The organism is Microbulbifer sp. SE14 (genome assembly GCF_059834885.1).
The window spans coordinates 16,987-41,386 of the sequence record NZ_JCBAJA010000032.1 but is presented as its reverse complement, the minus strand read 5'-3'; the positions used below and the strand labels follow the sequence as shown (position 1 = coordinate 41,386).

The window sequence follows — 24,400 nt, the reverse complement described above, 5'->3', positions numbered from 1 at the left end:
CCCAAGTCAGATTGGAATCAATTAACGGCTGGCTGGATTATCGCCCACCGGCACTCAGTGCTTCAGGCTGATCACCCTGCTCCGGCGCCGTCCACTGGTTTCTTTGGGGGCGTCGGGGCCAGGAAGGTCGTTTTCTTTTCAGCAGACACTGGTCCCCCTTTGAAGTTGAACGTCAACTCCGACCTTGCCAACTTCGGATTGCGGTGGCAGACCCGATAGGGAAGCCAGGTAGCGTTGTCTACGGCCAGGTCGATTTGCCGGGGGCCGAACAACTTATAATGGCCAGCGCCGGAAACCGAAACGTCAATAAGTCGTACCTCCTCATAAAATCCCTCGACTTTGACTAGGTAGACGTTGCACACCGTGTGTTGATCCACCTGCCTGAAAATGGAACCGCGGTCGCGCCTGATCTCCACTAGCAGGTCCGTGGTGCCGGAAAAGCCATAAAGTACTGCACTGAAAGCGAGCGCCATGACTGCTCCATAGCCAGCCAGCCGGGGGCGAAAAAAGCGGGAGTCGGTGCCCTGCAACTCTGCTTCGGACGCGAAGCGAATAAGGCCTTTGGGTCGTTCAATCTTTTCCATCACGGTATCGCAGGCGTCGATGCATGCCCCGCAGTCGATACAAGCGGCTTGCAGGCCTTTGCGGATGTCGATGCCAACGGGACAAACCTGGACGCACAGGCCGCAGTCGACACAGTCACCTCTGTTGGCAATTCCTTTCCTTCGGTTCGCACGCGGTTCCCCCCTGCACGAATCGTAACTGACCGTCTGTGTATCGTTGTCGAACATGACACCCTGGAAGCGTGAGTAGGGGCAGGCATGGAGGCAGATTTTTTCCCGTATAAGGCCCGCATTGAGGTAGGTCAGGCCGGCCATGATTGCCAGCCAGCCGGCAACGGCTGCCGATAGTTCCAGCTGCAGGCTGTCCGACACTATCTCCCGAATAGGGACGAAATAGCCCGTGAAGGTGACTGCGGTCACCAGGGCGAGCAGAGCCCAGAGCAGATGCTTCGCGATGCGCCGCAGGAGCCGTATTCCCCTGAGGGGCTCGCTGTCATGCCGGGCCCTTTTAATGGCGCTGCCTTCGATCAGGTCCTCGATTCGGATGAATAGCCAGGTCCAGATGCTCTGCGGGCAGGCGAAGCCGCACCAGACCCGCCCCCAAGCCACGGCGAGAAAGAACAGCAGGCAGGCGCCGGCAATCAGCAGTCCGGCCAGCAACGGGAGGTCGTGCCAGGACAGTGTGCTGCCAAAGAGGATGATGCGGTGCTGTTCGAACGAAAACAGCAGCCAGGGCTGATCGTCGAACTGTACCCACACCAGCCCAAAGAACAGGGCAATCAGGGGCCAGCTGACCAGGCGTCGCAGATTCTGGAAGCGGCCCTTGATGAGCCTGACGTGAATCTTGCCGTCTTGAGGAAGGACTGGCGTGAAGTCCTGTGTAACAGGAATTTTTTCCATGGGGCTAATCCGCTAGAAGTCCGATGGGGGCAGATTACGCCGGTGCAACTGATAGGGTCAGGCATAAAAAAAATAAATATAATAGGTACAGATTCTACTCAAGAGGTGAACCGGTGACCGCAGAGTATCGTTACCAACAGCTGGAGTCCTGGCTGTTGCAGGGCATCAGGGAACAGCGCTGGCGCCAAGGGGAGCGGCTACCGTCGATCCGGAGTCTGTGCCGGGAACATGGTGTTTCAAAAGCCACCGCACAGCATGCATTGCAAAGACTGGAAGCTCAGGGGCTGGTGGATGCCCGCCCCAAGGCGGGCCACTTCGTATCGGCGCAAGAGGCCGCTGTACAGCCGCCGGTCAGTCGGGCGCGAATCGAGGCACCAAGGCCGGTCACGGTCAGCGACCTGTTGCTGGATATCATGCGCAGGAGTGCAGCCTTCGACCTGCTACCGGACGTGCATGGAGGGGATCTCCCGCCTGGCATCGTCGCCCTGAACCGTTCTATCGGTCGTTCACTCCGACGGCAGAAAGGTGACAACTATCAATACTACGACGACCCGGCGGGTGACAGCGGACTGCGGGAACAGCTGGCGCTACACCTGTCCCGGCGCGGCTGTCGGGTCGAGACGGACCGCCTGTGCATAACGTCTGGCTGCCAGCACGCGCTCTTTCTCGCACTGATGGCATGTTGCAATCCGGGAGACGTGGTTGCGGTCGAATCGCCAGGGTTTTATGGGGTCATGCAGCTCATCGAGCAACTCGACTTGCAGGTGGTGGAGGTGCCCGCCTCCAGCGAAACCGGGATGGATATCGATGCGCTGGAGGAGGTGCTGCAGCGCTGGAAGGTAAAGGCCTGTGTGGCTTCGCCGGCATTCTCCACGCCGGGAGGCGCGCTGATGCCCGATGCGGCGAAAAGACGACTGCTGGAACTGGCCGAGCAGCACGACCTCGCTGTCATCGAGGACGATATCTATGCCGATACCGCTTTCGGAGCGATACCTGATCCGCTCAAGGCACTGGATACCGGTGATCGGGTGATACTGTGCAGTTCCTTCTCCAAGTGTCTGTCACGTGACCTGAGGCTGGGATGGATCTCCGGCGGTCGTTGGCATGCCCGTATTCTCCATCTCAAGTTGGTAACTCAACTGGCCAGCAGCCGCTATCTCCAACAGGGTGTCGCTGAGTTCATGGCGGATGGCAGCTTCACTTCTCACCTGCGGCGCCTGCGCAATGAGCTGCGCGAGCGACGGGACCAACTCGTGACGCTGTTGCACGCCTGGCCCGGCGATGTCCGGGTGAGCGCGCCGCAAGGCGGGTTGGCAATATGGATCGAGTTGGCGGAAACAGTGGACACGCTGGCAATCTATCCCGAGGCGCTGACACAGGGCGTTGTGATTACGCCCGGCCCCCTATTCTCCGTGTCTGGCCAGTTCAGGCATTGCCTGCGCATAAGTTATGCCCACCCCTGGGACAAGCCCCGTGTGGAGGCCCTCAATCGGCTCCGGGAGTTGTTGCCAACCTGATCGTCCGGGAGCGGATAGATTTCTTCCCGCGATAGGACCGCGCTACCGGTACCGAAATCCTAGACCTGAACGCCCAGGATCTGGATCAGCCCGGCAAGGATCAGATAGATGGCGACTATGTAGTTGAGCAGCCTCGGCCATATCAGTATTGCGATGCCCGAGAGCAGGGCGATGATGGGCAGCAGTTCAAGGTGCAGGGTCATATCGGTTCACCACTCGCTGTGTGATTTTCGATGTCAACTGGCGGGCATAAGGCCTGTCCGGCCCAAGCCGCCTCTTTCCCGGTCGTTGTTTTTAAGATAGTCGACGTTTCTCCCCGATACACCAGGGGCTGCGGGGTATTTCGCTGAGAGACGCTGGGGGCAGGTTCGACGGCAAGTTCATAGCCGCACTTTCAGTCTGTGCAGGGGGGGAGGGGGAGAATCCGGCCGGGGCACTGAGGCACAGCCTCCCGGGCGCCCGGGCCAGATTGGGATTGATTAGCTGCTGACTGGATTACTGGCCACCCGCACTCAGCGCCTCGCGCTGATCACTCTGCTCCAGCGCCGTCCACAAGTGCGCATACATCAGCGCAACCCGGTGCGCCAGCTGCTCGTGGGTGGCGCTGCCCTTGTGGCCGCCCTCGAGGTTTTCGAAGTACTCCACATGCTGCCCCATGGCCTTCATGCGCGCCGCCATCTTGCGGGCGTGGCCCGGGTGTACGCGGTCGTCGCGGGTGGAGGTGAAGAAGAAGATCGACGGGTAGTCGGTGTCCGCCTTCAGGTTCTGGTAGGGGGAGTACTCCTTGATAAACTCCCAGTCGTCGGTGTCCGGGTTGCCGTACTCGCCCATCCAGGAGGCGCCGGCCAGCAGCTTGTGGTAGCGCTTCATGTCCAGCAGCGGCACGCCGCAGATGACCGCGTTGAACAGGTCCGGGCGGCGGGTCATGCTCGCGCCGACGAGCAGGCCGCCGTTGCTGCGGCCCTCGATGCTGAGGCGCTGCGGGCGGGTGATGCGGCGCGCGATCAGGTCTTCCGCCACCGCGGCGAAATCCTCGTAGGACCTGATCCGGTTCTCGCGCAGGGCCGCCGCGTGCCAGGCCGGTCCGTACTCGGCGCCGCCGCGGATATTTGCCAGCACAAAGACGCCGCCGCGCTCCAGCCACAGCTTGCCGTAGGCGCCGTTCAGCGGTTCGTAGGAACCGGAGTAGGACGGCAGCAGGGCATTGCGGAAGCCGCCGTAGGAAAAGATGTGGGTTGGGTTGTCGCCGTCCAGCTCTATGTCTTTCGCCATTACCGCGAAGTAGGGCACTTTGGTGCCGTCGGCGGATTCGGCGAAGTACTGCTCGATCTTGAACCTGCTGCCGTCAAAGGTCGGGGACTGCACCAGGATGCGGTCCAGCTTGTCCGCATCGGCCCGGTAGCGGTACAGGGTCGGCGGGGAGACGAAATTCTCCCAGGTCAGGTAGGTGTTGCCGCTGTCGTCACTGAAAGTGGCGATGGCCAGCTTGCCGTTGTCGGGAAATGCAATCGGGGTCTTGGTAAAACCCTTGCCGCCGCGGCGATAGAAATAGGCGCGGCCCTTGACGTCGTCCAGCATGGTTACCAGCACGCCCGCTTCGGACACGGCGACCGACTCCACCACTTCGCTCTTGCCGGGCGTTACCAGCGCGGACACCCGGGTATCCCCCTTCACCAGCGAATCCAGGGATACCAGCACCAGGCTGCCGAGCGGCCAGTTTTTGCCGCCGGCTTTCCAGTCCTCGTTCAGCTTCACGACCAGCGAATCGCCCAGGGCGCCCTGGATCACGGCGCTCTCCGGCAATTCCAGCGGCAGCACCTTGCCGTCGCGGTAGACAAAGTTGCGGGCGTGCCAGAAATCCAGTCCTTCATTCAGGATGATGGTGCGCTGGTCACCGGTGCCTATTGCAACGGGATTCAGCCACACGGATTTCTCCGGCACTTCCAGCAAGGGCCTGGCCTTCGCCAGCGGCTCGCCGCGGCGCCACAGTTTCGTGGCGCGGGCGTAGCCGGAACTGGTCGCGGCATTCTCGCCCCTGGCGCTGGCGATCAGCAGGCGGTCGGCATCCAACCACACCGCGGACTGCTTGGCCATCGGCGAGAAGAAGCCGTTCTTTACGAATTTCCTGTCGCGGGCGTTGAACTCGCGCAGTTCCACCGCGTCGCCGCCGCCGGCGGACAGGGCCACCAGGCAGCGGGTCTGGGCCTCGTCCTGGCAGTTCATGCCCTTCAGCACCCACTTCTTGTCCTCGGCGCGGGACAGGGCATCGATATCCAGTACCGTCTCCCACTGCTCGCTGCCGCGGTCGAACTTGTCCGCGGAAATGCGGCGGTAGAGGCCGCGCGGGTTCTCTTTACTGTGGTGGTTCTCGTACAGCCAGTCGCCTTTCTGGGTGATCTCCGGCAGGCGATCCTCCGCGCTCAGCGCCGCCAGGGCGTCGGCGTAGAGGGATTTGTACAGGTCGCTCTCGGCCAGGTGGGCGCTGGTCTGGGCATTCTGCTCTTTTACCCACTCGATAGCGCGCTCGCCTTCCACCTCTTCAAGCCACAGATAGGGGTCTTCCTCTGCCCAAACTGCGGGTGCGGAGGTAAGTATCAGGGCCGCAACGGCCAGCTTTCGAAACTTTATACTCATAATTATTGAACCTGTAGAACATTATGTCGCGAGTTCTCGGTCGCGAATGGCCAGCGGGACAGGATATGTAACGGGGGTAGGTGTGTAAAGATTGTGCGATTGTCGGTTGAGATACGGCGCGTAGAAATTGCGATGAAAACGGGATGCATGTAAGGCTGGGCAGTACAGTTACTGCCCGAAACCACCCAGCTGCTGGTACAGCCATTGCTGAAACTGCAATTTCGGCAGAGCGCCGGACAGCCGCGCCACCTCGCGGCCGCGGTGAAACACCATCAGGGTGGGAATGGAGCGGATCTGGTGATTCGTGGCCGTGCCCTGATTGGCCTGGGTATCCAGCTTGATAAAAATTGCCCGCGTCGCCATCTCCGCCGCCACCTGGCTGAACACCGGCGCAAACTGCTGGCAGGGGCCGCACCAGGGTGCCCAGAAGTCCACCACCAGGGGCAGGTCGGTCTTGTCGATAAAACGGCGGAAATTCTGGTCGGTGGCGTCGACCGGCTGTCCGCCGAGCAGCGCGCTGCGGCACTTGCCGCACAGGGGCCTGTCGCCGAGCCTCTGCGGGGGAACCCGGTTGACTCCACCGCAGTTGGCGCAGACCAGTTGTATTGGGGATACGGTTGTCATTGCGAACCTTTGAGGGTGCGATCAGTTACCAGTTGGCCGGCTGTTCGATATTCAGGTCGAATTCCCGTTTGACCGCATCGATAATGGCGGCCTGAACCCGGGATGCCTCTCCCTCGAACGCGGCCACCTTTTCCATCATCTTAAGCAGCTTTTCAATGTGGCTCTGCCGGTACTCTGCCTTGCTGGGCGCCAGCACAAGGCGAACTTCCGATGGCATATCCAGCACATCCTTCAGCAGATAGGTGGAGGCGGAAAACAGCTCCAGCGAGCGGCCGCGGCTGATGCCAAATTCCTCCTCGAAGAGCCTGAGAATTCCCATCTTGGTATCGCGGGTGATCTCGCCCTCCGCCACAGCCACTGCAACCACCAGTAGCGCCGCCGCCTCCATGGAATCCCGCAGGCCGTGCAGCGGCTTGACGCCGAGCTGCTTCTCCCACTTCCGGCGCCGCGCCCAGGTGAAGGGGTTGAAAGCGTTCAGGTCCACGCCCGCATTCTGCAGGCTGTTCAGGGCCCAGAGCAGGCCGGCGATGGCGGTGATGATGCCGATGATGATGTGCATTCTTTGTCCTTGTTATTTCCGCGTCAGCATGCGGCCGATTTTGCCACAATCGGGTTTGAAAGGTCCCGCACCTGATATGCACGGCCCCGTTCAATATCTGCAGCCGCGACATTCGTCATCAAACTTTACGTGAGCGGTGCCGATGAGTAAGGCGTCATGCACTGAATCTGAGCACTTTAATCGCCCAAATCCTCAACAGGTCGCTTCCTGGCATACACTTAAATTACGGAGTGTAGTTTGCAAGGAGTCGCAACCACAGGAGGTGGGCAATGCAGCAAATCCGTATCGTCATCCAAATGATCCTGGTCTTCCTGGCTCTCGGTGTCACCCTTCCATCAATATCGGCTGCCGAACCGGATGGTGAAAGCCACGCGGGGCCTCCCGTCCGGCAGGGAGCAACCAGGGCCGGGCACCTCGAGAAAGCTTTCTGGCGCGGCCGGCTGCCGGGCAGGAACGAGCGGTATGCCGAGATATACGAGGCCATCATCCTGCGCGGCGTCAGGCGCACCAGCGATATCTTCCAGGTCAACGATATCATGACCACCGTGTTCGGCCCGGCCTGGGCAGATATCTGGACCGAACCCCAGAACTTCCTGGCATGCAGTCCGCCCCAGGGGCGCGAGTTTTCCTATGCGCTCTGCTACTACTCCGGGCCCGAGGATCCCACCGGCCAGTCGGCCGACAACCCGGCGCTGCCGTGCACCCTTTCCCCGAGCGGCCAGCTCGCCAACTGCAAGTGCTACAAGTTGTCCACCGACCAGGTACCCCCGAAGGTTCCCTATTTCGTCGACATACACGCAATCCTGAACAAGGACATCTACCAGAAAACCGTCGAAGCCTGTGGCCAGGACGGTTCCAAATGCGCGCCCACCACCAGTATCGAGGCGCCGGTATGCAGCTCCATCAACACCAACCAGCTGATCCCGGGCGCCGACCTGGTGTCCGTCTTCTCGCCGGTCAAGAAGCTCGACTACTTCTCCGGCTCCACGCCCTGCAAAGCGCTCTATGCCGGCTGCATGACCGCGCCCTGCTATGACACCGGCGAGACGGACGCCAACGGCAACCCGCTGGTGGACTGCAGCTGCCCGATCTTCGACGGGCCCTTCGAGATAGGGCAGGGCGCCGACCAGGGCGGCGGCAACCAGCTGCAGTGCGACCTGGGCGGCCGGAACGTCTGGTCTGCGGCGCACAACCCCAAGACCAACAACCCGATAGACCCGCAACCGCCGGAGGGCGCTTGCTTCCCCGACGCCCCGCCGGACTCCGGCTGCCCGCTGTATCCCGCGGGCAGCGGCAGCGTCGACCCGAACGGCGCCCTCTGCAGGGCCGTTTGCGACGCCTACAGAGGCGATCCCACCGCCGGGGGCCTTCAGGTCGGTTACACCTGCGACGCGGCGCTATGCACAACGCTCGGTCTGGGGCAGGATCTTCCGTGGAACGTCACCATGGGGGAAAGGTTCGGCATCATGGGGCAGGCGTGCAACGGCGTTCAGGATCTGGACGGGTTGGATTTGATCACGCAGGTCGAAACGCTGGCGGGGTGCAGCTGTTGTGCGAGCCAGATCTGTGGGTGTTCCGAAACGGATATCAGTGCGCAGACCAACAGCGAGATATTCAAATTGAATGCGGAGCAGCGGGCTGTTGGTATCGAGCCTCAGTGCGATATTAATGGCACTCTGTGTGGGGCGCCGTAAGCCAAATGGGTCTGCGCCGTTTTTGCGAGGGGAGGGCACTGCCTTCCCTTTGGGGTAGGTGCGACTGATCCTGCAGCTATTCGATGGTCTATTGCTGCGCTATCTCTCGGATGACTTTCCAGCAAGCCCGGGGATTTGTTTGCAAGATAAAATGGCTTCCCTCGACGTCTCTTATCGTCAAGTTTGAACAGATAGCTTTGAAACTCTCCACAGCTTTCGCGGAAACCAGATTGTCGCCTTGGGCACGAATGTATGTGCAGGGGATTTCGATCTTTGTGGTTGGCAGCTGAAGCGTTGAGATTTGCCTTAACCTGTGTCGCAGTACCGAGTTGTCGAGCCTTTTCAACGACTCTTTAAGAAGCCCGGTAAGTCTATCGGATCTGTCGCGGCCAAATGCGAGGCGCCCAATGATGGGGGAGGGAGTGAAACCGTGTTCAAGAAGCTGCAGCGGCAGAAGCGGGGCAATCCGGGCCAAAGTCGATGGTCTGGCCAGGAAGCTGGCTGCGAAAACTATGTGCTTGATACGTTCGGGCTGTATCTGGGCAACCTCGTAGGCGACTCTACCGGAATAGGATTCCGCAACAATGACGGTGTTATCACTTTCGATCCTGGAAAGTATATGCTTGGCCTGATCCGTATAGCTCAGGTGCGGCTCCTGCCTCAGTGACAGTGGAGTCATTTTGAATTCATCTGATGCATGGGCCATAAATGGCTCGAACAGCAAGCCGGTTCCATCCATTCCTGGCAATAAGACAAGATTCAAAGTGCGGGGTTTCCTATCTCAAATATAAGGCTTTACCAATCGACCAGGGTCGGGAGGTCACGGCTTGAATAGTGTTGTCAAAAATTGTACGCCCCAGCTCCATATTTCATTCAATTGCTCCGGTGTAGTAAATGCCAGAAAAAGGCCCAGCAACAGAAAGAGGCACGGAGGGAATAAGCGGCTGGGTAACAGGTAGGATCTTGCCGGGTTGCTCGGGTTGTAATAGACACTTCTGGTCGATCCGGAGATGACTGGCAACAGGTCTTGCGCTTTTATTGGCACGACGTTTATCGAGTAGAGTTTGGTGGAAGTGTAAGCCTTTCCATCCACCGTATAGGTATATTTCAATATTGGGCGGTAGGACACCGATTTGACTTTCCTGACGGATGAAAAATAATCGCCGATGTATGCGTGGTGGCTTTCGGAAACATCCCGATCTACCTTGCTCTCTTCCACCTTGGCAGATGCCTTTTTCCAATTTCGCCGAGTCAGGGCGATAACCAGATAAAAGGCAGAAAATAGTACGGTAACGTATCCTGTACAGTTGATTATCTGTATGTTTTCCACTGTTATCCTTGATTTTTCATAAGATGTTAATGAAATTCTCCACGAAGTGCGTAGTGATTCCTGGTTAAAAGCTTTCCACCAGGTTCTCGTCGAGATGCACACCGACCAGGCCGAATTCGTCCACGGCATCCTTTAGTTGTTGATTTCAGAATACAGTAAGGCAAGCCTCGTAGTTTAATTTAAAGGTCGTGAATGACTGAACCCGGTTTGCACACACCATATTGTCAACCTCCAGTATTTTTCTCGGTGAGTGCCTTGCGAAGCGCACTTGGAATAGCAACAGGGCGCCTCGTTTGGGAAGAAACACAGACTTGGGTGAGCTCAGCCACAAATGCCTCTTCCCCGGCAACTAAGCCCGCCACAGAGAAACAAATTGCATGCGTGCGCAATTCCTTAACATGCACGTGGATCTCAAGCTCATCGTCCCATGCCATTGGTTTTAGAAATTCGACGGAAAACGCTCGCGCAGGAGGGAATATGCCAAGATCGAGAAGGCGACGCTCAGCGGGTCCGCTTAGGCGGTCGGATAGGAAATCCAATACCGCTTCGACCACAAAATAGCCTATTCGAGGGGTGTAGAGCACGCCTCCAGGGTCGCAGTCTCCAAAGCGCACTCGTCTACGAACTACAAAACTGGTACTCATAGGTGGCTACCGCTGTAATAACCGATGACTGGAGCTGACGATGCGCGAAGGGCATAGCATAAGCCGTCCGGCGCGTCTATTGCGCAAGAAGTTCATTGCCTTGATTAACTTTTGACAGTTCCATGTGTAGTAGTGGGTAAGGTGTGATTATCTGGATGTTTTCCACTGTTATCCTTGATTTGTCATAAGCCGTTAAAAAGCCCTTCGCAGAGTACGTGGTGATGGTTTATTAGAAGTTCTCCACAAGGTTCTCGTCGAGACGCACACCGGTCAGACCGAATTCGTCCACGGAATCCTTTAGCCGTTGATTGCAGAATACAGTAAGGCAAGCCTCGTAGTTTGATTTAAAGACTGTGAGTGACTGGGCGGACTTCTTGAATCCTAGCTTGAGTAGTTGGACCGGTACGTCGCCCAACATTTCATACTCGCAATTATCCAGTTCCTCTTCTCCCAGTGTCAGGCAATTGAATATATAAAAGGTGTCATCACCGACGATTACAGGGAGTAATTCACCCGACTCTTTCAGGGTGTCGCCGAGATAGCGGTAAGCCCTGGGAGACAGCACTAGACTGGCGCCGATCCAGGTGCTGATATCCGGGATACCCTTATCCTCGACCCCTTCATTGGCAACAAAGCGCGTCTCGGGGGCCTGCCACCACCCAGCCAAGCGGCTGTTTTGACGGCTGAAATCTATCACCTGGTCCGGATTCAGGTTTTCCGGGGCAAAGCGGGCAATGTCCAGCAGTGTGAGGTCCAGGCTCTGGTACCCAAAACCATCATTACGTATGGCATAGATCTTGGTCATTTTTTAGATAGTCTTAATGGCTTCGATAGCGCCTTTGGGTTCATTTTCCTGCAGAATGCGGCCAATCACCTGAAGCTGGGTCTTTATCATATCGATGTTGTTCAGGCGCTGTACGCGCTGTGACATCCATCGCTCATACTCGTGCGTGTGATACTTCAAGTGGCCCCTTGAGTTGGGCATAGACCAGTGGGGTGTGTCTTTGTCTAGATGAACGAGAAAGACCCCATTGGCCGGATCATTTATCCGGATGCCGTGTTTGTGCAGGTGCATTCTGGTATTGGTAATCAGGACTTTTAGCTTACCCTTCCCAGGCACGATATGATGTGCGGTGTGTTGCGGGCTGGGTTTGGCCATTCCCTCGGCGCGCATATACTTTTCGAGTACCTCTGCCGGGTGATGCTTCTCGTTACTCATCATGCCGATGGCGTCGGCCCGCTCAGGCAGGGTGCCTTTGGTAGCCTTTAAACCCTGCTCTCGATAGGCTTCCAGTTGTGCTTGAACATCCGCCAAGGTGCTGATTCGGGCGCGCTCCCTCTCAAGACAATCCAGTGCCTTTTTGCATTCTTCCTGGCGCTGCTTTTCTGTTAATGTCCGGTCTTGAGTCTTGGCATAGTAGTCTTTGGCCATGTTTTCATAGTTCTGCAGCGCGGCCTCAAAAGGAGTCATCTCATGCAGAAATTTTGTGATCCGAACGCCGTTGTGATACTCAAGCTTCATAAATATTCCCTTATTTACAAATGGTTCCATGGGCAGAAATTTGTGCCATAAATAGATCTGTCCCTTTATGTTTAGGAAAAGCCTCTACGGAAAAGCTGTCGCCGTGCTTGGCTTCGTTATAAGCCATACACTACTCTACTTTTACAATAAACAGTTTCGTGAGATTGGTAGACTACATTTTTATTGTATCGAGATAAAACAGGTAGTTTGTTTTCAAAAAAATGAATCTTTACCTCGGAAGGCCTCTCTGACTGCATCCTTAAGATGCCTTCTACAACGTCCTTGCTTAGGTCGTTATCTCCTGTTTTTTTTATGTCTGTAAAAATGTAACTTATAAATGCATTGCAAGTTAAGTTGAACTCGTAGGCAAGGTGTTCTTCTTGATCTGTTAAAAGCGTAAAACCTCTGTCAGACAGTAGTGCACATTTGTCTTTATTAACTCCGGTATAGGAGTGTACATACACGTTAATAAATTGGCTGGTATTTTCAAAGAACTCTTTTACAAGAATGTCGACGAGGCTAAAGCTTTGTGTGCCTTTCGGTACTAGTAACATAAAGATGGATTTCATCCATTTTTTATACTTCTCTTCGGTTACCGAAAATCTATTTGCGATTTCTTGTATTAAAGACTGATTCCCACTATCTATTTTTCTGTAAATCTCTCTCAAGTGTCCATCGGTCGGACAATAGATTGCTAGATTTCCAATTGTATTGAGCGTTTTTTCAATGCAAAAAGGGTTTCTAAAAGTGTTAATAAGCTTCATTGCGAAGATATTTAAAATTTCACTTTTTAGATCTGAGCTATTCGATTTTAGTTTTAGTAGCAGGGATTGGGTTAGCGCGCTTACATTTTGCTCGTATCTACCAAAAAAGTCTTCTAAATTAATTCTTAGACGTTCATTCAGAATATCAATAGTAAACAAATCATCGAAACTCAATGTTTCTTTTATTTTTGTTCCATTAGGTGACTCTAGGTCAATCTTGTAGCTTTCCCGCTCTGTTATCGAAAACGAATATATTCTCTGGTTCTTTTTAGAAACAGTGGGGTTAATAGCATTAAGCCGCTGTTCGGCCTGAGATACAAAATGATGATTCCTTTTTTCATTAATCATGGCAGCTTTCTTCGTTTGGGTGGCTTGCCTTGTAGCCAGGAGCCGTCACCGACTTCCAGCGCCGTGCGGGTTTCCTCGCATACGGCTCAAGCCCCTCAAAGGCTCTGGGTGAACCCGGTGATTTAGTTAGCTCGTTATCAATTCCGTCTTGCCCGATACGACGCCACGCAGCTTCCTCCAATATGGTGAGTCGCTTCAGTGTATGGGCGTTGTTGTAACGCTTTTGCCAAGTCACCTTCGTGATACGCCGCTGTAGCCGGTAAATCTGATAACGGGCAGGCTGTCTCGATGGCCATTGCTGGTATACTGGGCTGGCTCGCCGTTCCGCTGGGTAATATCAGATATCTACTTATGGGTCCCTATGATAGGTGTTGTGCTAATCAAAGTTTATCATTTCATATAATGAATTCTTCACTAACTTCTAAGTTTTTAGACTCAAAATATCTTATTTCTTGAGCTACTTCATTATAGTGGTTTTCATCAAGAACAGAGTATTTTTTATCAAAAGTTAATGATTTCCCTTCGAAATCTACTCCTGCATCATCAACCAGTCCTAATATTAGCTGTTGATTTTTCGGGCGATTATTCTTGATGAAGTTAAGCATTCTTTGTAGGTTTTTGGAGTCTTGCTCTTGCTGGTTTGGGGCGTCAATGATTATTGGGAATGCCGTGGCATTCCCATTTTTCCTAATGGCATCTAATGTTGTAAAAAAATACGCTAGAATTGCCCTAGGGAGATCGCTGCCGCTTTCATTAATTGAAGAGTCAACTCTTTTAAATACATTGTCACTTAATGAGTGCACTCCGAGAATTGAAGTGTTTCTTCTTAAAGTTTCTCCATACTCTGATATGATGCGTTTTCTTCTTTCTGAATCATCTAGTTTTTCCATCTCTATCTGATTTTTGGAGATTTTGGAATTTATTTGTGCAATAGAACTTTCGAGAGTTTGGATTTCTGCATCTAAATGGCTGATAAGTGTTTTTTTGCTTTCAAGTCTAATTAAGTCTGAAAGTTTTACCTGTCCTTGTTTTATGGATAGAGAATTATCGATAGATTCTTGAGTGTCTCTGACTTCAGTTAATTCATTTTCTGCCATCGTTATTTCTTTGGCAATTTTAAGCGAATCTTCCCGAAGTGAGGCCAATAGGTCTGCACATGTTTCAGTATCTTTGGCGATTTCAAAACGTTCAGAAAAGGAGTTGTTATATTCTGCGCCGCAAGTCGGGCAATCAATAAATGATCTGCTAGCATCACATGCGAACTTATAGTCTTCGCTCAGTTCGTCATGCGTTCGTATAACTATTGCTATCTGGGCGTCAATCTTGATTTTTTCAGTTCTTAGGTTTATTATTTTTTGCTTAAACTTCTCTTCTTGATTCTTCAAGTTTTCACATTTTAAAAGCAGTGTTTCGATTTCACCTTTGAATTGATCTATGTCGACATCGAAGTCGACTTGCGTTAAGTCCCTATAGGATTTATCTCTAATCGCATTGATTGAAGAGATTTGTCTGGCAGGGTCTTCCTTCTCGGTTTCTAATTGTTTTCTGAGCGCATCTAACTCATACCACCTATCGGGCCTTAACCCAAAATGATAGCCAATTACCCTGTTTTTCCAATATGCAAACTGTGATAGGTTTGTAAAGGAGCTCCAGGTTTCTGACCAGCTTTTGTCCTGATCTAAATAAAAGGGAAGCATTAAGTAGGCAGGAGGGGGTGTGACAGGTACACCATCTCTATCAGTAAGCTTTAAATTAAAATCAAAGAGTTTTGCTAATTCGGGTGCCAATTCTAAGGTGATGCTGGAATATGTCCCTATTTTAATGTTTTGGGAATTAAAAAGAGAAAATGAATCTCTGTGCCGGAATATTGAATATTTGACATTGTCAATTGAGAAGCGAATAAGGGTTAAAATATCAGCATTTTTCCAATTCTGGTGTCTTTTATGTGGGTTGGCACCAAATGCAAATGGAATGCTCTTTATTACTGATGATTTCCCCGTATCATTTTCTCCTTGAATTATCGTTGTTTTCGGATGAAACTCGATTTTTCTTGCTTTCTTTTCCTTGTGAGAGACGAGAAGCATATTTTCTAACCGCAAGTTTTTCATTTTGCTTCTTCCTTAAGTTTCGAATCAATTTTCGATACTGAATCATCGGTTATTATCTCGTAAATGATTGCGGCTTCAATATATGACTCGTCATAAATGTTATATTTTGGAGCCTTTCTTATCAGATCCGTAATTTGTGAAATAATCTTTTTTAGTGTCAAGTTAGGATCATTTGGTTCAATAGATGAAAGCTTGGTTCGTATACTTTCTCTTAATGTCGATAAGAAATCAGCTGTCGCAGACATGCAGTCAACTATATATTTCTGCCACTGTAATCTTATCTCTCTAATCTTGAGGGGGTTGTATCCTTCCGTTGTGAGCATATAGCATGCATCACTCCAAAGTTCACTGGGTGTTCTACCTGCTGAAACAATCCCAAGAATCTCCTCAAAATCTGAATGTCCAATAGATTTATTTTTTCTTACTTCATGTTCTGTTGAGCATGGAAGCTCATAATTCGATTTGCGCTTTATTTCATCGGAGATAGATCTGTAAATAAGCGAGACATTGATGGTAGTTTCTGGATATTTCTTTTCAAAAAACTCAACAAGTTTTCCTTTTACCGTTGTTGAGTGATCATGTAGACCAAGATAGGTTTTCCGAGTTGTTAATTTTGATAATCCATATAGATCGCAAAAATTTTGGTCGCTGCTTTCAACGGCCTTTTGAATCTATTCTTTGTCTTTATGCGCAAGTTGAATAAAATCAACTTGGTGAAAAACTGATTTTGATTTGGCGTCACTTAACTTTGTAGATAGCCCTTGGTTCGAGATAAACGATAATTTCACAGCCTTGTCAGGAAATAGCAAGTGATTAGAGTAGAGCTTCTTTAGAATCGAATCTCCATTCTTGATAGGCTTTGTTAGAGAGTCAATAGTCCAATTTCCGCTGGACTTTGTTTTTATTTGATAAAAGATGGCAGAAGTAGGCGTGCTCTCAGAATTAAAAACAACTACGTCTTCGTGATGCTCGAATACCATCAAGTAATCACTTTTATACAGGTGGAGTTCAAGTAACTCACAAAAAGACCAGCTTTTCTGGTAGTCAAACCTGTTAGAAGCTGGAGCTCCGGAGTTCTCTCTAGGTTTCATTGCGCTAAATTGCGCTATGAAGTTATCTTCCATAATTTTCGATTGTTCTGATTATTATATGATCTATTTTGGAGGGGTATTGGCAAAAATTATACCTTCAATCTTATTGTTGTTGACTAAATTGTCAATATCTTTTCATTGATGTGCTAATGATTAGGTGTTGCTGTGATAACTGGTCTGACTTTCTTTGTGATTAGATGCGGTGCCCAATGAAATATCTATTATTGCCGGATTCTACATTTAAAAGCATCATCTAATCTGCAGGTACGGTATAAAGTACAAGGGCCGGCAATGCCGACCCTTGTTAGATAGTTACCAAGTCAAGCTGATCAAGAATTACGCACCTTCAACGGCTCCCGCAACTGCTCCGCCATCTTCAACAACAGCGATTCGGTCGTCTCCCAGTCGATACACTTGTCCGTCACCGACACCCCGTACTCCATCTGGCTGTGGTCGTCCAGGATCTTCTGGTTGCCGGCCTTGAGGTTGCTCTCCACCATGATACCGATAATGGACTTGTTGCCGTCCAGTATCTGGTGGGTAACGTTGTCCACCACCAGCGGTTGCAGTTCGTGGTTCTTGTTGGAGTTGGCGTGGCTGCAGTCGACCATGATGTTGGGGATCAGGCCGGCCTTGTGCAGTTCCTGTTCGCACACGGCGACGCTGACGGAGTCGTAGTTGGGCTTGTCGTTGCCGCCGCGCAGTACCACGTGGCCGTATTTGTTGCCGGCGGTGTGGATGATGGCCACCTGGCCCTGCTTGTTGATGCCCAGGAAGCGGTGCGGGTTGGCGGTGGACTGGAGGGCGTTGATGGCCACCTCCAGGCTGCCGTCGGTGCCGTTCTTGAAACCCACTGCGCCGGAGAGGCCGCTGGCCATTTCGCGGTGGGTCTGGGATTCGGTGGTGCGCGCGCCTATGGCGGACCAGGAGATCAGGTCCTGCAGGTACTGGGGCGAGATGGGGTCCAGCGCCTCGGTGGCGGTGGGCAGGCCCAGTTCGGCCACGTCCAGCAGCAGCTTGCGGCCGATATGCAGGCCGTCCTGGATCTTGAAGGAGTCGTTCAGGAAGGGGTCGTTGATCAGGCCCTTCCAGCCGACGGTGGTGCGCGGCTTCTCGAAATAGACGCGCATGACGATCAGCAGTGTGTCGGACACCCGGTCCGCGACCTTCTTCAGGCGCTTGGCGTAGTCGATGGCGGCGTCCACGTCGTGGACGGAGCAGGGGCCTATCACCACCATCAGGCGGTGGTCCTTGCGGTCGAGGATATCGCGCACGGCGGCGCGGCCGGCGGCCACGGTGGCCTCGGCGGCATCGCTCACCGGCAGCTCGGCCTTGAGCTCCTCGGGGCTGATCAGGATTTCCTGGGAGACGACGTTCAGGTCGTCGAACTGCTGTATGGTCATGTCGTTCACTGGTTCTCTAATCCTTACATCGCTTTGGGCCGCCCGGTTGCGAGTCAAATGGTTTGGCCGCCAAAGCGGATGTCTATCCTACTCACTGGTTTGGGGGAGGGCGAGGGTTTCATTTGTAACCAAATGGGGCTTTCCGTGCCTTGGGTTGTCTGCAAATGAGTTCCTACAGTTTGGCAGTTTGGGGGGATTTGGTTGCTGTAAGTGGGTGAGGTGGCGGGAAACTGTGGATGTGTGGGGAGGGTTCGGTGGCTTCGGCCTGGATACCGGCCTGCGCCGGTATGACGACGGTAGGGGTGGGGGATCAATCGGCATCTCGTCATTCCGGGCTTGATCCGGGATCCAGGCGGGCCTTTGGCCCGCCTTGCCGAGCTGGAGCTCGGCGTTCCCGGGGGGGGCGCCTGCAGGCAGGCTCCTACGGGGTGCTTTGTAGGAGCCTGCGTGCAGGCGAATGGTTAGAGCTCTGCGAGCTTCTTCAGCAGCGGGAAGTAGAGGGCGCAGCAGATATTGCGTTCGCCCCTGGCGTAGAAGAGTTTGCGGTAGTTCTCCAACTGGCCGCGGTAGCGCTCCAGTTGGGTGGCGATAAAGTCTTGCTCGGTTTCTCCATTGCCGGGCTCGGCGGTCTTGTAGTCGACGATCCAGCGCACGCCGTCCTCGTCGATAAATGTGCGGTCGACGATGGATCGGCGCAGCTGGCGGCCGCCGCTGTGGAGTTCCAGTTCGCAGGCGGATTCCCTGTGGCTGCCGTCCAGCAGCCAGCGGCCGGTTTCGCAGTTGAGGGCGTTGGTGACGGCCTGCTCGACCTTTTCCCGGGCCTTTTCCAGGCCGCTGCCGTAGAGGCCCAACTGGCCCAGGCGCAGCTGCCACAGGGGGCGTTGTTGCTGGAGCCGCTCGAAGTTCCACTCGTGCAGATCCGATTCCGCAATGGTGGCGAGCGTCTCGTGGGCGACGGTGCCGGCGTGGCGCAGCCAGCGCAGGGCTACCTGGCCCAACTCGGGAATATTCGGCTCTTCGCCCTCCCGCGCCTGGTAGTCGGGCATGCGGTATTGGGCCAGCCACTCCTGCTTCGGCATGGCCGGCGGCTGCCATTCCCGCGGCAGGCGCAGCAGATAGTCGCGGTCGCCGGTAACTTGTTCGGCTTCTTGCTCGCCATCCGGAGCTTCCAGCCAGTGGCACCAGTCGCTGGCCTCGCTTTGCCGGATCGACGGCCAGATGCCGGCGAGCAGGGCGGCGGCGCCCGGTGCCTTCAGCTCGCCTTTCTTTTCGTCGCGCTTGATGCAGGCGAGCAGGTGCAGGGAGCGGATGGCGCGGGTGCAGCCGACGTAGAGCAGGCGGGTGCCCTCCAAACGCTCGCGCTCGCTGTTGTCGTGTTTCAAATAGTCGAACAGCGGGTCGCTGTCGCCGCGGGCGCTCTTCGGGGCCAGCAGGAAGCGGGGCTCGCCGTCGCGGTTCAGCCACTCGGCCCAGCGCAGCAGTTGGTCGCCGCCGGGCTTGCCGCCCTGGTCCAGGCCGGGAATCAGCACATGCTCGAATTCCAGGCCCTTGGACTTGTGAATCGTCATCACCTGCACGCCGGCATCCTGGCCGGGGCGGGCGAAGAGTTTCTCCAGCGCGTTGTAGAACTGCTGCCAGTCGGCGATGGCGCCGCCGCTGTCGAAGTGCTCCAGCAACTGGAAGAAATCCTGCACATTGTCGAGATCGTTTTTGTCCGCGACTGTGGCCGGGCCGCCGAGGGCCAGCCACAGGCCCTCGATCCAGGCGCGCAGCGGTTTGCGTCCGCGCTGCTGCCAGGCATTGAGAAGCGGGCCGGCGGCGCGCTTCAGTCGCGCGTGGCCGTCTTCGCTGAGCAGCTGTATATCGTCGATTTCCCGCAGCGCCAGCAGCAGGGGGCGCGCGCCGGTGTCCGTCGCCGGTGTGTCGCCGTTGCCCCAGTTGGCCAGCGTATAGAGATCCGGCAGCTGTAACCCGCACCAGGGCGCGCGCAGCAGCGCCAGCCAGCTGATGCGGTCGCTGGGGTCGAGCAGGGCGCGGGTCAGGCTGAGCAGGTCCAGCACCACCATCTTGCTGGCCAGCGGCGCCAGGTCCGGGGCCTGGAAGGCAATGCCGGCGGCGGCGAGTGCCGGCAGTATGCGGCCCAGGTGTTTTTTCTTGCGCACCAGTATCGCGATGCGGCCCTTCGGGTCCTTGGCCTGCAGGTCCCTGACCAGTTCCACCGCCTGCCGGGCCTCGCGGCTGCGCTCCTCGTCGTCGACGCAGCCGTAGAAATTCACCGCCGGACCCGGCCATTTGACGCCCTTGAAAGCGTGGGACTGCAGATAGCGCACGGCGCCGCGGCCGATATTGTCCTCGACCGGGAAGGCCTGCTGGAAAATGTCGTTGACCCATTCCACCACCGCGCCTTCGGAGCGGAAGTTCACCTGCAGGTCCAGGGCCTGTAATGGAACCTCGCCAATACCGCGGGCGCGGGCGTCGAGGAAGATGCCCACGTTGGCGTTGCGGAAGCCGTAGCAGGACTGCATGCCGTCGCCGACGATAAACAGGGTGCGGCCGTCGCCGGGTTCCCAGCCGGCGGTGAGTTTTTCCAGCAGCTGCAGCTGCATCTGCGAGGTGTCCTGGAATTCGTCGACGAGGATGTGCTTTGTCTGCACATCCATCTTCAGCGCCAGGTCGGTGGGCTCGTCGCTGCTGCCCAGGGCCACCAGTGCGGCCTGGGCGACTTCGGTGTAGTCGGTGGCGCCCAGCTGCTGGAAAACCAGTTTCAGCTCCGCCACCAGTTTCGGCAGCACCTGCGCCAGTGACTGCAGCAGCTGCCACTGGCCCTGTTGCAGGCCGGACGGCAGTTTGCGCACCTCGTTGATCGCCGCGAGCAGGGATTCGTCGCCGCCCAGCTCCGCCAGCAGGTCCTTGATGCGCGCCTTGTATTCGTTGGCCAGTGCCGTTTCCGGGTCCTTCTTGTCGACCGGTGGGAAGCCTACGCGCTTGTCCACGGTTTTGCGGAGCTCGCCCTTGCCGGTCACCAGCAGTTCGGTCAGCGCCAGCCACTGGGGCAGGGCGCTGTTGTCCGCTTCGGGCAGTGCATCCAGGTTCGCGCAGGCGCACAGCGGGTGGGAGGGATTGTCCTTCTGCAGGTTTCTGCCGGCGTAGCCGGCCAGTTCCACCAGCTCGCCGGCGTAGCCCTGCAGTTGCATTGCGAGTGCCTGCAGGTTTTCCGCCACCAGTTCGTCGATGGTGAAGTGGAAATAGTCCTGCGCGTCCTGATGGCCGACGCTCAGCAGTGGGCCCAGCCACTGGTCGCGTTTTTCCAGCAGTATCTGCAACAGTTTGTTCAGCTGGCCCAGGTCGTTGTCCAGGTGCAGCAGCAATTCCTGCAGGTCACCGTCCGGATTCTCGCCGTCCAGGTGTTTGAGCAGGTTGACCACTGCCATCTCGAAGGCGACCTGCGTCTGCTCCAGCGGCTCTCCCGGCGCGCCCAGGCCACTCTCGATCGGCAGCTGGCTGGCGAGGCTGCGGCAGAGGCCGTCGATGGTCTGGATGCGCAGGCGCTGGGGCATCTGCAGTAGTTGCCAGTTCAATTCCGTATCGCGGGCCAGCAGTTGCCTGGCCAGGTCCCAGGTGATGGCGTCGTGCGGATTTTCCGGGCGCCCGGTATCGCGCGCACTGTGCAGCGCCTCGATCAAGCGCTCGCGCATCTCCCCGGCGGCCTTGCGGGTGAAGGTGATCGCCAGCACTTCCTCCGGCTGCTGGCAGGCGGCCAGCAGTTTCAGCACCCGCTGGGTGAGCAGGCCGGTCTTGCCGGAGCCGGCGGGGGCGGAGACGGCGAAGCTGCGGGTGATGTCCAGCGCGTGGGCGCGGGCTTCGGCGTCTACGGGCTGGCGGATTTGTTCGATCACTTCGGTCATAGTGAAAACATTGTTTTATTTCGTAGGGTGCGCCGTGCGCACCTCTGGAACCGGTTAATGCGTCCGAGGTTTTTGGTGCGCGCGGCGCACCCTACGGGGTTTCTCGTTCCGGCCAGCGGTTTAGCGGCCAGAGTTCGCTGTTGTTGTCCGCGGGGCGGTCGAAGCTGAGTGTGGCGACACCGCTGCGGTATTCGTCGGCCAGCAGTTGCAGGCCGCGCTGCCAGTGTTCGCTCAGGTCCTGCCAGGTCGCGTAGGGCGAATCCTTCTGGGTATCCGCTACCGCCCTGATGCCCTTGACCGGCTGTTCCAGTTCGCCGCAGCCGCTCCATTTGCAGTCACCGTAGCGCACCTGGCCGAAGGCGATGGCCTGGGCCTTGGGCTGGAAGAGGGCATAGAGCGGCAGTTGGGGTTCACGGATGCGCTCGCCGAGCCAGTCGTTGATGCTGGTCTGGCCGGTCTTGTAGTCGATCACCAGCTGTTCGCCGCCGGCGAGCTGGTCGAGGCGGTCCAGGCGCAGGTTGAAATTCAGTCCGCCGATTTCCACCTGCTGTTCCCACTCGATTTTTTCCACCGCGAAGCCGGGGCGTTCGGCTTCCAGTTGCAGCCACTGGTCCATCAGGCGCAGCAGGCGCTGCTGCTCCATGGCCCAGAAACCGGCGGGCAGGTGGCCGTGCTTCTTGCGCACGCTGCGCAGGGAATTTTTCACCGCGCTTTCGATATTCTGCTGGCGAACTTCGTCACCCATGGATTGCAGCTGCGCGAAGTCGCCGCACTGTTGCCAGAATTCCGCCAGCACCTGGTGCACGATATTGCCGCGCTCGGCAGGGCTGAGGCCGATATCCGGCGGCATAATGCCACTGGCACCGAGACGGTAGCGCAGCTGTGCGTTCAGCGGGCACAGGGCCTGGGCCTTCAACACCGAGGCGCCGCCGCGCACCCGCTCGCAGTCCGCCGGGGCCAGGGGTGGCAGTTGTTTATCGGCGATCTTTTCCAGTTCGGTGGCAGTGGCCAGCTGCGCGCAGTGATCGCGCAGGGCGTCGGTTTCTATCGGTGCAACGGGTTCCGGGTTGCCGAACAGGCTGCTGAGGCCCTGCTGCACGCCGTCCTCCTCGCTCGCGTAGCTGACGACGATATCGGTGCTGGCATTGAGCAGGTCGTCGGTCAGTTCGCGGGCCAGTTCCAGTTCGCGTTCGGCGCTGGCGCGGGGCATCTTCCAGTGTTTCTGCCACTGGATCGGCAGCAGCGGATTGGGATTCGGTGCGGTGGGCCACTGCTGCTGGCCGAAGCCGACCAGGCGCAGGTGGTCGAAGGTGAGGCCGCCGGCCTCCAGCACGCCGAGAATCTGCAGCGGGCCGTCGCGGGTCTCGGCCTGGAAGGGGGTGCGGCTGGCGATCTGTCGCAGCTGCTGCAGCGCCTGGGCCAGGGGCAGGCTGCCGGCGAATTCGGACAGGGTGGCGAGGCTCTCCAGCGCGCTCTCCCAGTGCAGCAACTGCTGGTATTCCTGGCTGTCCGGGTTGCGGCTGCCGGGCCAGCCGAGGAGGGCCAGCACTTCGGAGAAGCGCGCGGCCCAGATCTCCGCCGGGGCCCGCTGCCAGCGGCGCTGGCGGTCGCCGACCTGTTCCAGCTGGCGTGGCAGCTGCGGCGCTTCCAGGTTCAACTGCTCGGCAGTACGCTCGGCCCAGTAGCGCAATGTGGCGCCGTCGATGCGGCGCAGTTCCAGTTTCTGCAGGCGGCGGAAGAGGGCTGTTCTCAACCAGATCTCGTCCTCCTGGCCCCAGAAGGGGCTGAATAGCAGGTTGCGCAACTGGGAGTAGTCCCAGTCGTCGGCGAGCAGTTCCAGCAGTTGCAGCGCGCCGCCGCCGATCGCTGTCTGCGCCAGCGGCGTGCCGGCGGAGAAGTTGAACGGCAGTGTGTAGCGGTGCTGTTCGGGATCCAGGAACTGCGGTTCCAGCACCCGGGCGAAGATGGCCTCCACCTGGGCGCGGCACTGACCGAGGTTGTTGACCACTATGCCGACGCTGGCGCTGGGATCCCGCTCCAGCCTCGAAGCGGCCCAGCGGGCGGCCTGGTAGAGCTCCTCTTCCAGGTTCCGGCAGGGGGCGCTGCGGATTACCGCCTTGCGTTTGGTTGCCGGTCGCGCGACTATCTTTTTTGCGGCGCTTTGAATGATCGCGTCGGCCAGCGGGGAAATCTGCGCGAAGCCGGCGGTGTCTATCTGCGGCAGCTCTTCCAGGGCGCGCTCCTGGAAGGCTCGCAGTAGCAGCTGGTCGCGCTGGTCCGGGGTGATCGCGTTGTGGGTGTGCAGCTGGCGGGTGAAGGCGCGGATCATTGCGAACAGCGGGAATTCGTCTTTGTTCAGTGTCAGCGCGAACTGATCCAGCAGTGGCTCCACCGCGGCATCGAGATCGTCGATATCCGTTACCAGTTGCCACTGCAGCAGCTGCGCCAGGGCGCCGTCGGCGTCGCGGCACAGCTGTTGACTGTTCAGCAGCTGGCGCTCCAGGGCCTCGTCCAGGGCGCGCTGCCACAGCAACTGGCGCTGCTCGCGGTTCAGCACCTGTTTCATGGCCGGCTTCCAGCCGCGCTGCTGCAGCTCGAACCAGAGCCTGTCGAGCCAGCCGGACAGGGACTCCACCGGCGGCGGCGCCCAGCAGCTGCTGGCGTCCTGCTGCGCGGCGTAGACCTGCTGGCAGCGATTGCGCAGGCGGTTGTTCGGGGTCAGCAGCAGACCTCCCGGGGGGAGTTGCGCGAGGATTTCCAGGGCGGGGAATGCGGGTTGGAGCATTTTAATGGT

Annotated in this window: 19 protein-coding genes; 3 read left to right on the top strand and 16 right to left on the bottom strand. The window is 56.5% G+C overall.

Annotated elements, in window-relative coordinates; genetic code table 11:
- Nucleotides 1–71 precede the first annotated feature (71 nt).
- A complete protein-coding gene (gene ccoG, locus AC6R19_RS18865) occupies nucleotides 72–1,463 on the bottom strand; it encodes a cytochrome c oxidase accessory protein CcoG (RefSeq protein ID WP_500581404.1) in 1,392 nt (463 codons plus the stop codon).
- 113 nt (nucleotides 1,464–1,576) lie between these two features.
- On the opposite strand from ccoG, the gene AC6R19_RS18860 reads away from it, so the two are divergent.
- The gene (locus AC6R19_RS18860; protein WP_500581403.1) at nucleotides 1,577–2,980 is read left to right on the top strand and encodes an aminotransferase-like domain-containing protein; all 1,404 of its coding nucleotides are present in this window, start codon (nucleotides 1,577–1,579) and stop codon (nucleotides 2,978–2,980) included.
- A 59-nt stretch (nucleotides 2,981–3,039) separates the two neighbouring features.
- On the opposite strand, the gene AC6R19_RS18855 is transcribed toward AC6R19_RS18860, so the two are convergent.
- The 4 genes from AC6R19_RS18855 to AC6R19_RS18840 all read right to left on the bottom strand — a co-directional run bounded on the left by AC6R19_RS18855 (nucleotide 3,040) and on the right by AC6R19_RS18840 (nucleotide 6,797).
- On the bottom strand, nucleotides 3,040–3,183 hold the full coding sequence (locus tag AC6R19_RS18855) for a DUF3096 domain-containing protein (RefSeq protein WP_500581402.1): 144 nt from the start codon (nucleotides 3,181–3,183) through the stop codon (nucleotides 3,040–3,042).
- Nucleotides 3,184–3,475: 292 nt separating this feature from the next.
- Nucleotides 3,476–5,614 carry a prolyl oligopeptidase family serine peptidase gene (locus AC6R19_RS18850; protein WP_500581401.1) on the bottom strand — a complete coding sequence of 713 codons (2,139 nt, stop codon included), beginning with the start codon at nucleotides 5,612–5,614 and terminating at the stop codon, nucleotides 3,476–3,478.
- Nucleotides 5,615–5,782: 168 nt separating this feature from the next.
- Nucleotides 5,783–6,238 (bottom strand): thioredoxin TrxC, encoded by a 456-nt coding sequence (trxC, locus tag AC6R19_RS18845; RefSeq protein ID WP_500581400.1) that lies wholly within the window; start codon nucleotides 6,236–6,238, stop codon nucleotides 5,783–5,785.
- A 25-nt stretch (nucleotides 6,239–6,263) separates the two neighbouring features.
- Nucleotides 6,264–6,797 carry a hypothetical protein gene (locus AC6R19_RS18840; RefSeq protein ID WP_500581399.1) on the bottom strand — a complete coding sequence of 178 codons (534 nt, stop codon included), beginning with the start codon at nucleotides 6,795–6,797 and terminating at the stop codon, nucleotides 6,264–6,266.
- Between the two features lie 269 nt (nucleotides 6,798–7,066).
- Between AC6R19_RS18840 and AC6R19_RS18835 the strand changes: the two genes are divergently transcribed.
- Nucleotides 7,067–8,491: a hypothetical protein gene (locus tag AC6R19_RS18835; RefSeq protein WP_500581398.1), complete on the top strand. Its 1,425-nt coding sequence runs from the start codon at nucleotides 7,067–7,069 to the stop codon at nucleotides 8,489–8,491.
- A gap of 430 nt (nucleotides 8,492–8,921) precedes the next feature.
- A complete protein-coding gene (locus AC6R19_RS18830; RefSeq protein ID WP_500581397.1) occupies nucleotides 8,922–9,158 on the top strand; it encodes a hypothetical protein in 237 nt (78 codons plus the stop codon).
- Between the two features lie 153 nt (nucleotides 9,159–9,311).
- Here the strand turns inward: AC6R19_RS18830 and AC6R19_RS18825 are convergent, their stop codons facing one another.
- The 11 genes from AC6R19_RS18825 to AC6R19_RS18775 all read right to left on the bottom strand — a co-directional run bounded on the left by AC6R19_RS18825 (nucleotide 9,312) and on the right by AC6R19_RS18775 (nucleotide 24,391).
- On the bottom strand, nucleotides 9,312–9,821 hold the full coding sequence (locus AC6R19_RS18825; protein ID WP_500581396.1) for a DUF3592 domain-containing protein: 510 nt from the start codon (nucleotides 9,819–9,821) through the stop codon (nucleotides 9,312–9,314).
- 224 nt (nucleotides 9,822–10,045) lie between these two features.
- Complete coding sequence (locus AC6R19_RS18820) at nucleotides 10,046–10,465, bottom strand: acyl-CoA thioesterase (protein WP_500581395.1); 420 nt, start codon at nucleotides 10,463–10,465, stop codon at nucleotides 10,046–10,048.
- A gap of 229 nt (nucleotides 10,466–10,694) precedes the next feature.
- Nucleotides 10,695–11,270, bottom strand: a complete 576-nt coding sequence (locus AC6R19_RS18815; protein WP_500581394.1) for a hypothetical protein — start codon at nucleotides 11,268–11,270, stop codon at nucleotides 10,695–10,697.
- A 3-nt stretch (nucleotides 11,271–11,273) separates the two neighbouring features.
- Complete coding sequence (locus tag AC6R19_RS18810) at nucleotides 11,274–11,987, bottom strand: AHH domain-containing protein (RefSeq protein WP_500581393.1); 714 nt, start codon at nucleotides 11,985–11,987, stop codon at nucleotides 11,274–11,276.
- A gap of 116 nt (nucleotides 11,988–12,103) precedes the next feature.
- Nucleotides 12,104–13,099, bottom strand: a complete 996-nt coding sequence (locus AC6R19_RS18805; RefSeq protein ID WP_500581392.1) for a hypothetical protein — start codon at nucleotides 13,097–13,099, stop codon at nucleotides 12,104–12,106.
- A gap of 395 nt (nucleotides 13,100–13,494) precedes the next feature.
- Nucleotides 13,495–15,207, bottom strand: coding sequence for a hypothetical protein (locus AC6R19_RS18800; protein WP_500581391.1), 1,713 nt, complete (start codon nucleotides 15,205–15,207; stop codon nucleotides 13,495–13,497).
- Nucleotides 15,204–15,530: a hypothetical protein gene (locus tag AC6R19_RS18795; protein WP_500581390.1), complete on the bottom strand. Its 327-nt coding sequence runs from the start codon at nucleotides 15,528–15,530 to the stop codon at nucleotides 15,204–15,206. Before AC6R19_RS18795 ends, AC6R19_RS18800 begins: the two co-directional genes overlap by 4 nt.
- A 348-nt stretch (nucleotides 15,531–15,878) precedes the next feature.
- A complete protein-coding gene (locus tag AC6R19_RS18790) occupies nucleotides 15,879–16,331 on the bottom strand; it encodes a dsDNA nuclease domain-containing protein (RefSeq protein WP_500581389.1) in 453 nt (150 codons plus the stop codon).
- 296 nt (nucleotides 16,332–16,627) lie between these two features.
- On the bottom strand, nucleotides 16,628–17,701 hold the full coding sequence (locus tag AC6R19_RS18785; protein WP_500581418.1) for a 3-deoxy-7-phosphoheptulonate synthase: 1,074 nt from the start codon (nucleotides 17,699–17,701) through the stop codon (nucleotides 16,628–16,630).
- 461 nt (nucleotides 17,702–18,162) lie between these two features.
- Complete coding sequence (locus AC6R19_RS18780) at nucleotides 18,163–21,606, bottom strand: UvrD-helicase domain-containing protein (protein ID WP_500581388.1); 3,444 nt, start codon at nucleotides 21,604–21,606, stop codon at nucleotides 18,163–18,165.
- A 91-nt stretch (nucleotides 21,607–21,697) separates the two neighbouring features.
- Entirely contained in the window at nucleotides 21,698–24,391 is a 2,694-nt protein-coding gene (locus AC6R19_RS18775) for a PD-(D/E)XK nuclease family protein (RefSeq protein WP_500581387.1), read from the bottom strand.
- Nucleotides 24,392–24,400 lie beyond the last annotated feature (9 nt).

Bases quoted from the DNA above. Each gene is read 5' to 3' on its own strand.
- ccoG (WP_500581404.1), bottom strand. From the start codon at position 1,463: ATGGAAAAAATTCCTGTTACACAGGACTTCACGCCAGTCCTTCCTCAA.
- trxC (WP_500581400.1), bottom strand. From the start codon at position 6,238: ATGACAACCGTATCCCCAATACAACTGGTCTGCGCCAACTGCGGTGGA.
- AC6R19_RS18815 (WP_500581394.1), bottom strand. From the start codon at position 11,270: ATGACCAAGATCTATGCCATACGTAATGATGGTTTTGGGTACCAGAGC.
- AC6R19_RS18835 (WP_500581398.1), top strand. From the start codon at position 7,067: ATGCAGCAAATCCGTATCGTCATCCAAATGATCCTGGTCTTCCTGGCT.
- AC6R19_RS18840 (WP_500581399.1), bottom strand. From the start codon at position 6,797: ATGCACATCATCATCGGCATCATCACCGCCATCGCCGGCCTGCTCTGG.
- AC6R19_RS18850 (WP_500581401.1), bottom strand. From the start codon at position 5,614: ATGAGTATAAAGTTTCGAAAGCTGGCCGTTGCGGCCCTGATACTTACC.
- AC6R19_RS18790 (WP_500581389.1), bottom strand. From the start codon at position 16,331: ATGGAAGATAACTTCATAGCGCAATTTAGCGCAATGAAACCTAGAGAG.
- AC6R19_RS18800 (WP_500581391.1), bottom strand. From the start codon at position 15,207: ATGAAAAACTTGCGGTTAGAAAATATGCTTCTCGTCTCTCACAAGGAA.
- AC6R19_RS18855 (WP_500581402.1), bottom strand. From the start codon at position 3,183: ATGACCCTGCACCTTGAACTGCTGCCCATCATCGCCCTGCTCTCGGGC.
- AC6R19_RS18775 (WP_500581387.1), bottom strand. From the start codon at position 24,391: ATGCTCCAACCCGCATTCCCCGCCCTGGAAATCCTCGCGCAACTCCCC.
- AC6R19_RS18795 (WP_500581390.1), bottom strand. From the start codon at position 15,530: ATGCTCACAACGGAAGGATACAACCCCCTCAAGATTAGAGAGATAAGA.
- AC6R19_RS18820 (WP_500581395.1), bottom strand. From the start codon at position 10,465: ATGAGTACCAGTTTTGTAGTTCGTAGACGAGTGCGCTTTGGAGACTGC.
- AC6R19_RS18780 (WP_500581388.1), bottom strand. From the start codon at position 21,606: ATGACCGAAGTGATCGAACAAATCCGCCAGCCCGTAGACGCCGAAGCC.
- AC6R19_RS18785 (WP_500581418.1), bottom strand. From the start codon at position 17,701: ATGACCATACAGCAGTTCGACGACCTGAACGTCGTCTCCCAGGAAATC.
- AC6R19_RS18810 (WP_500581393.1), bottom strand. From the start codon at position 11,987: ATGAAGCTTGAGTATCACAACGGCGTTCGGATCACAAAATTTCTGCAT.
- AC6R19_RS18805 (WP_500581392.1), bottom strand. From the start codon at position 13,099: ATGATTAATGAAAAAAGGAATCATCATTTTGTATCTCAGGCCGAACAG.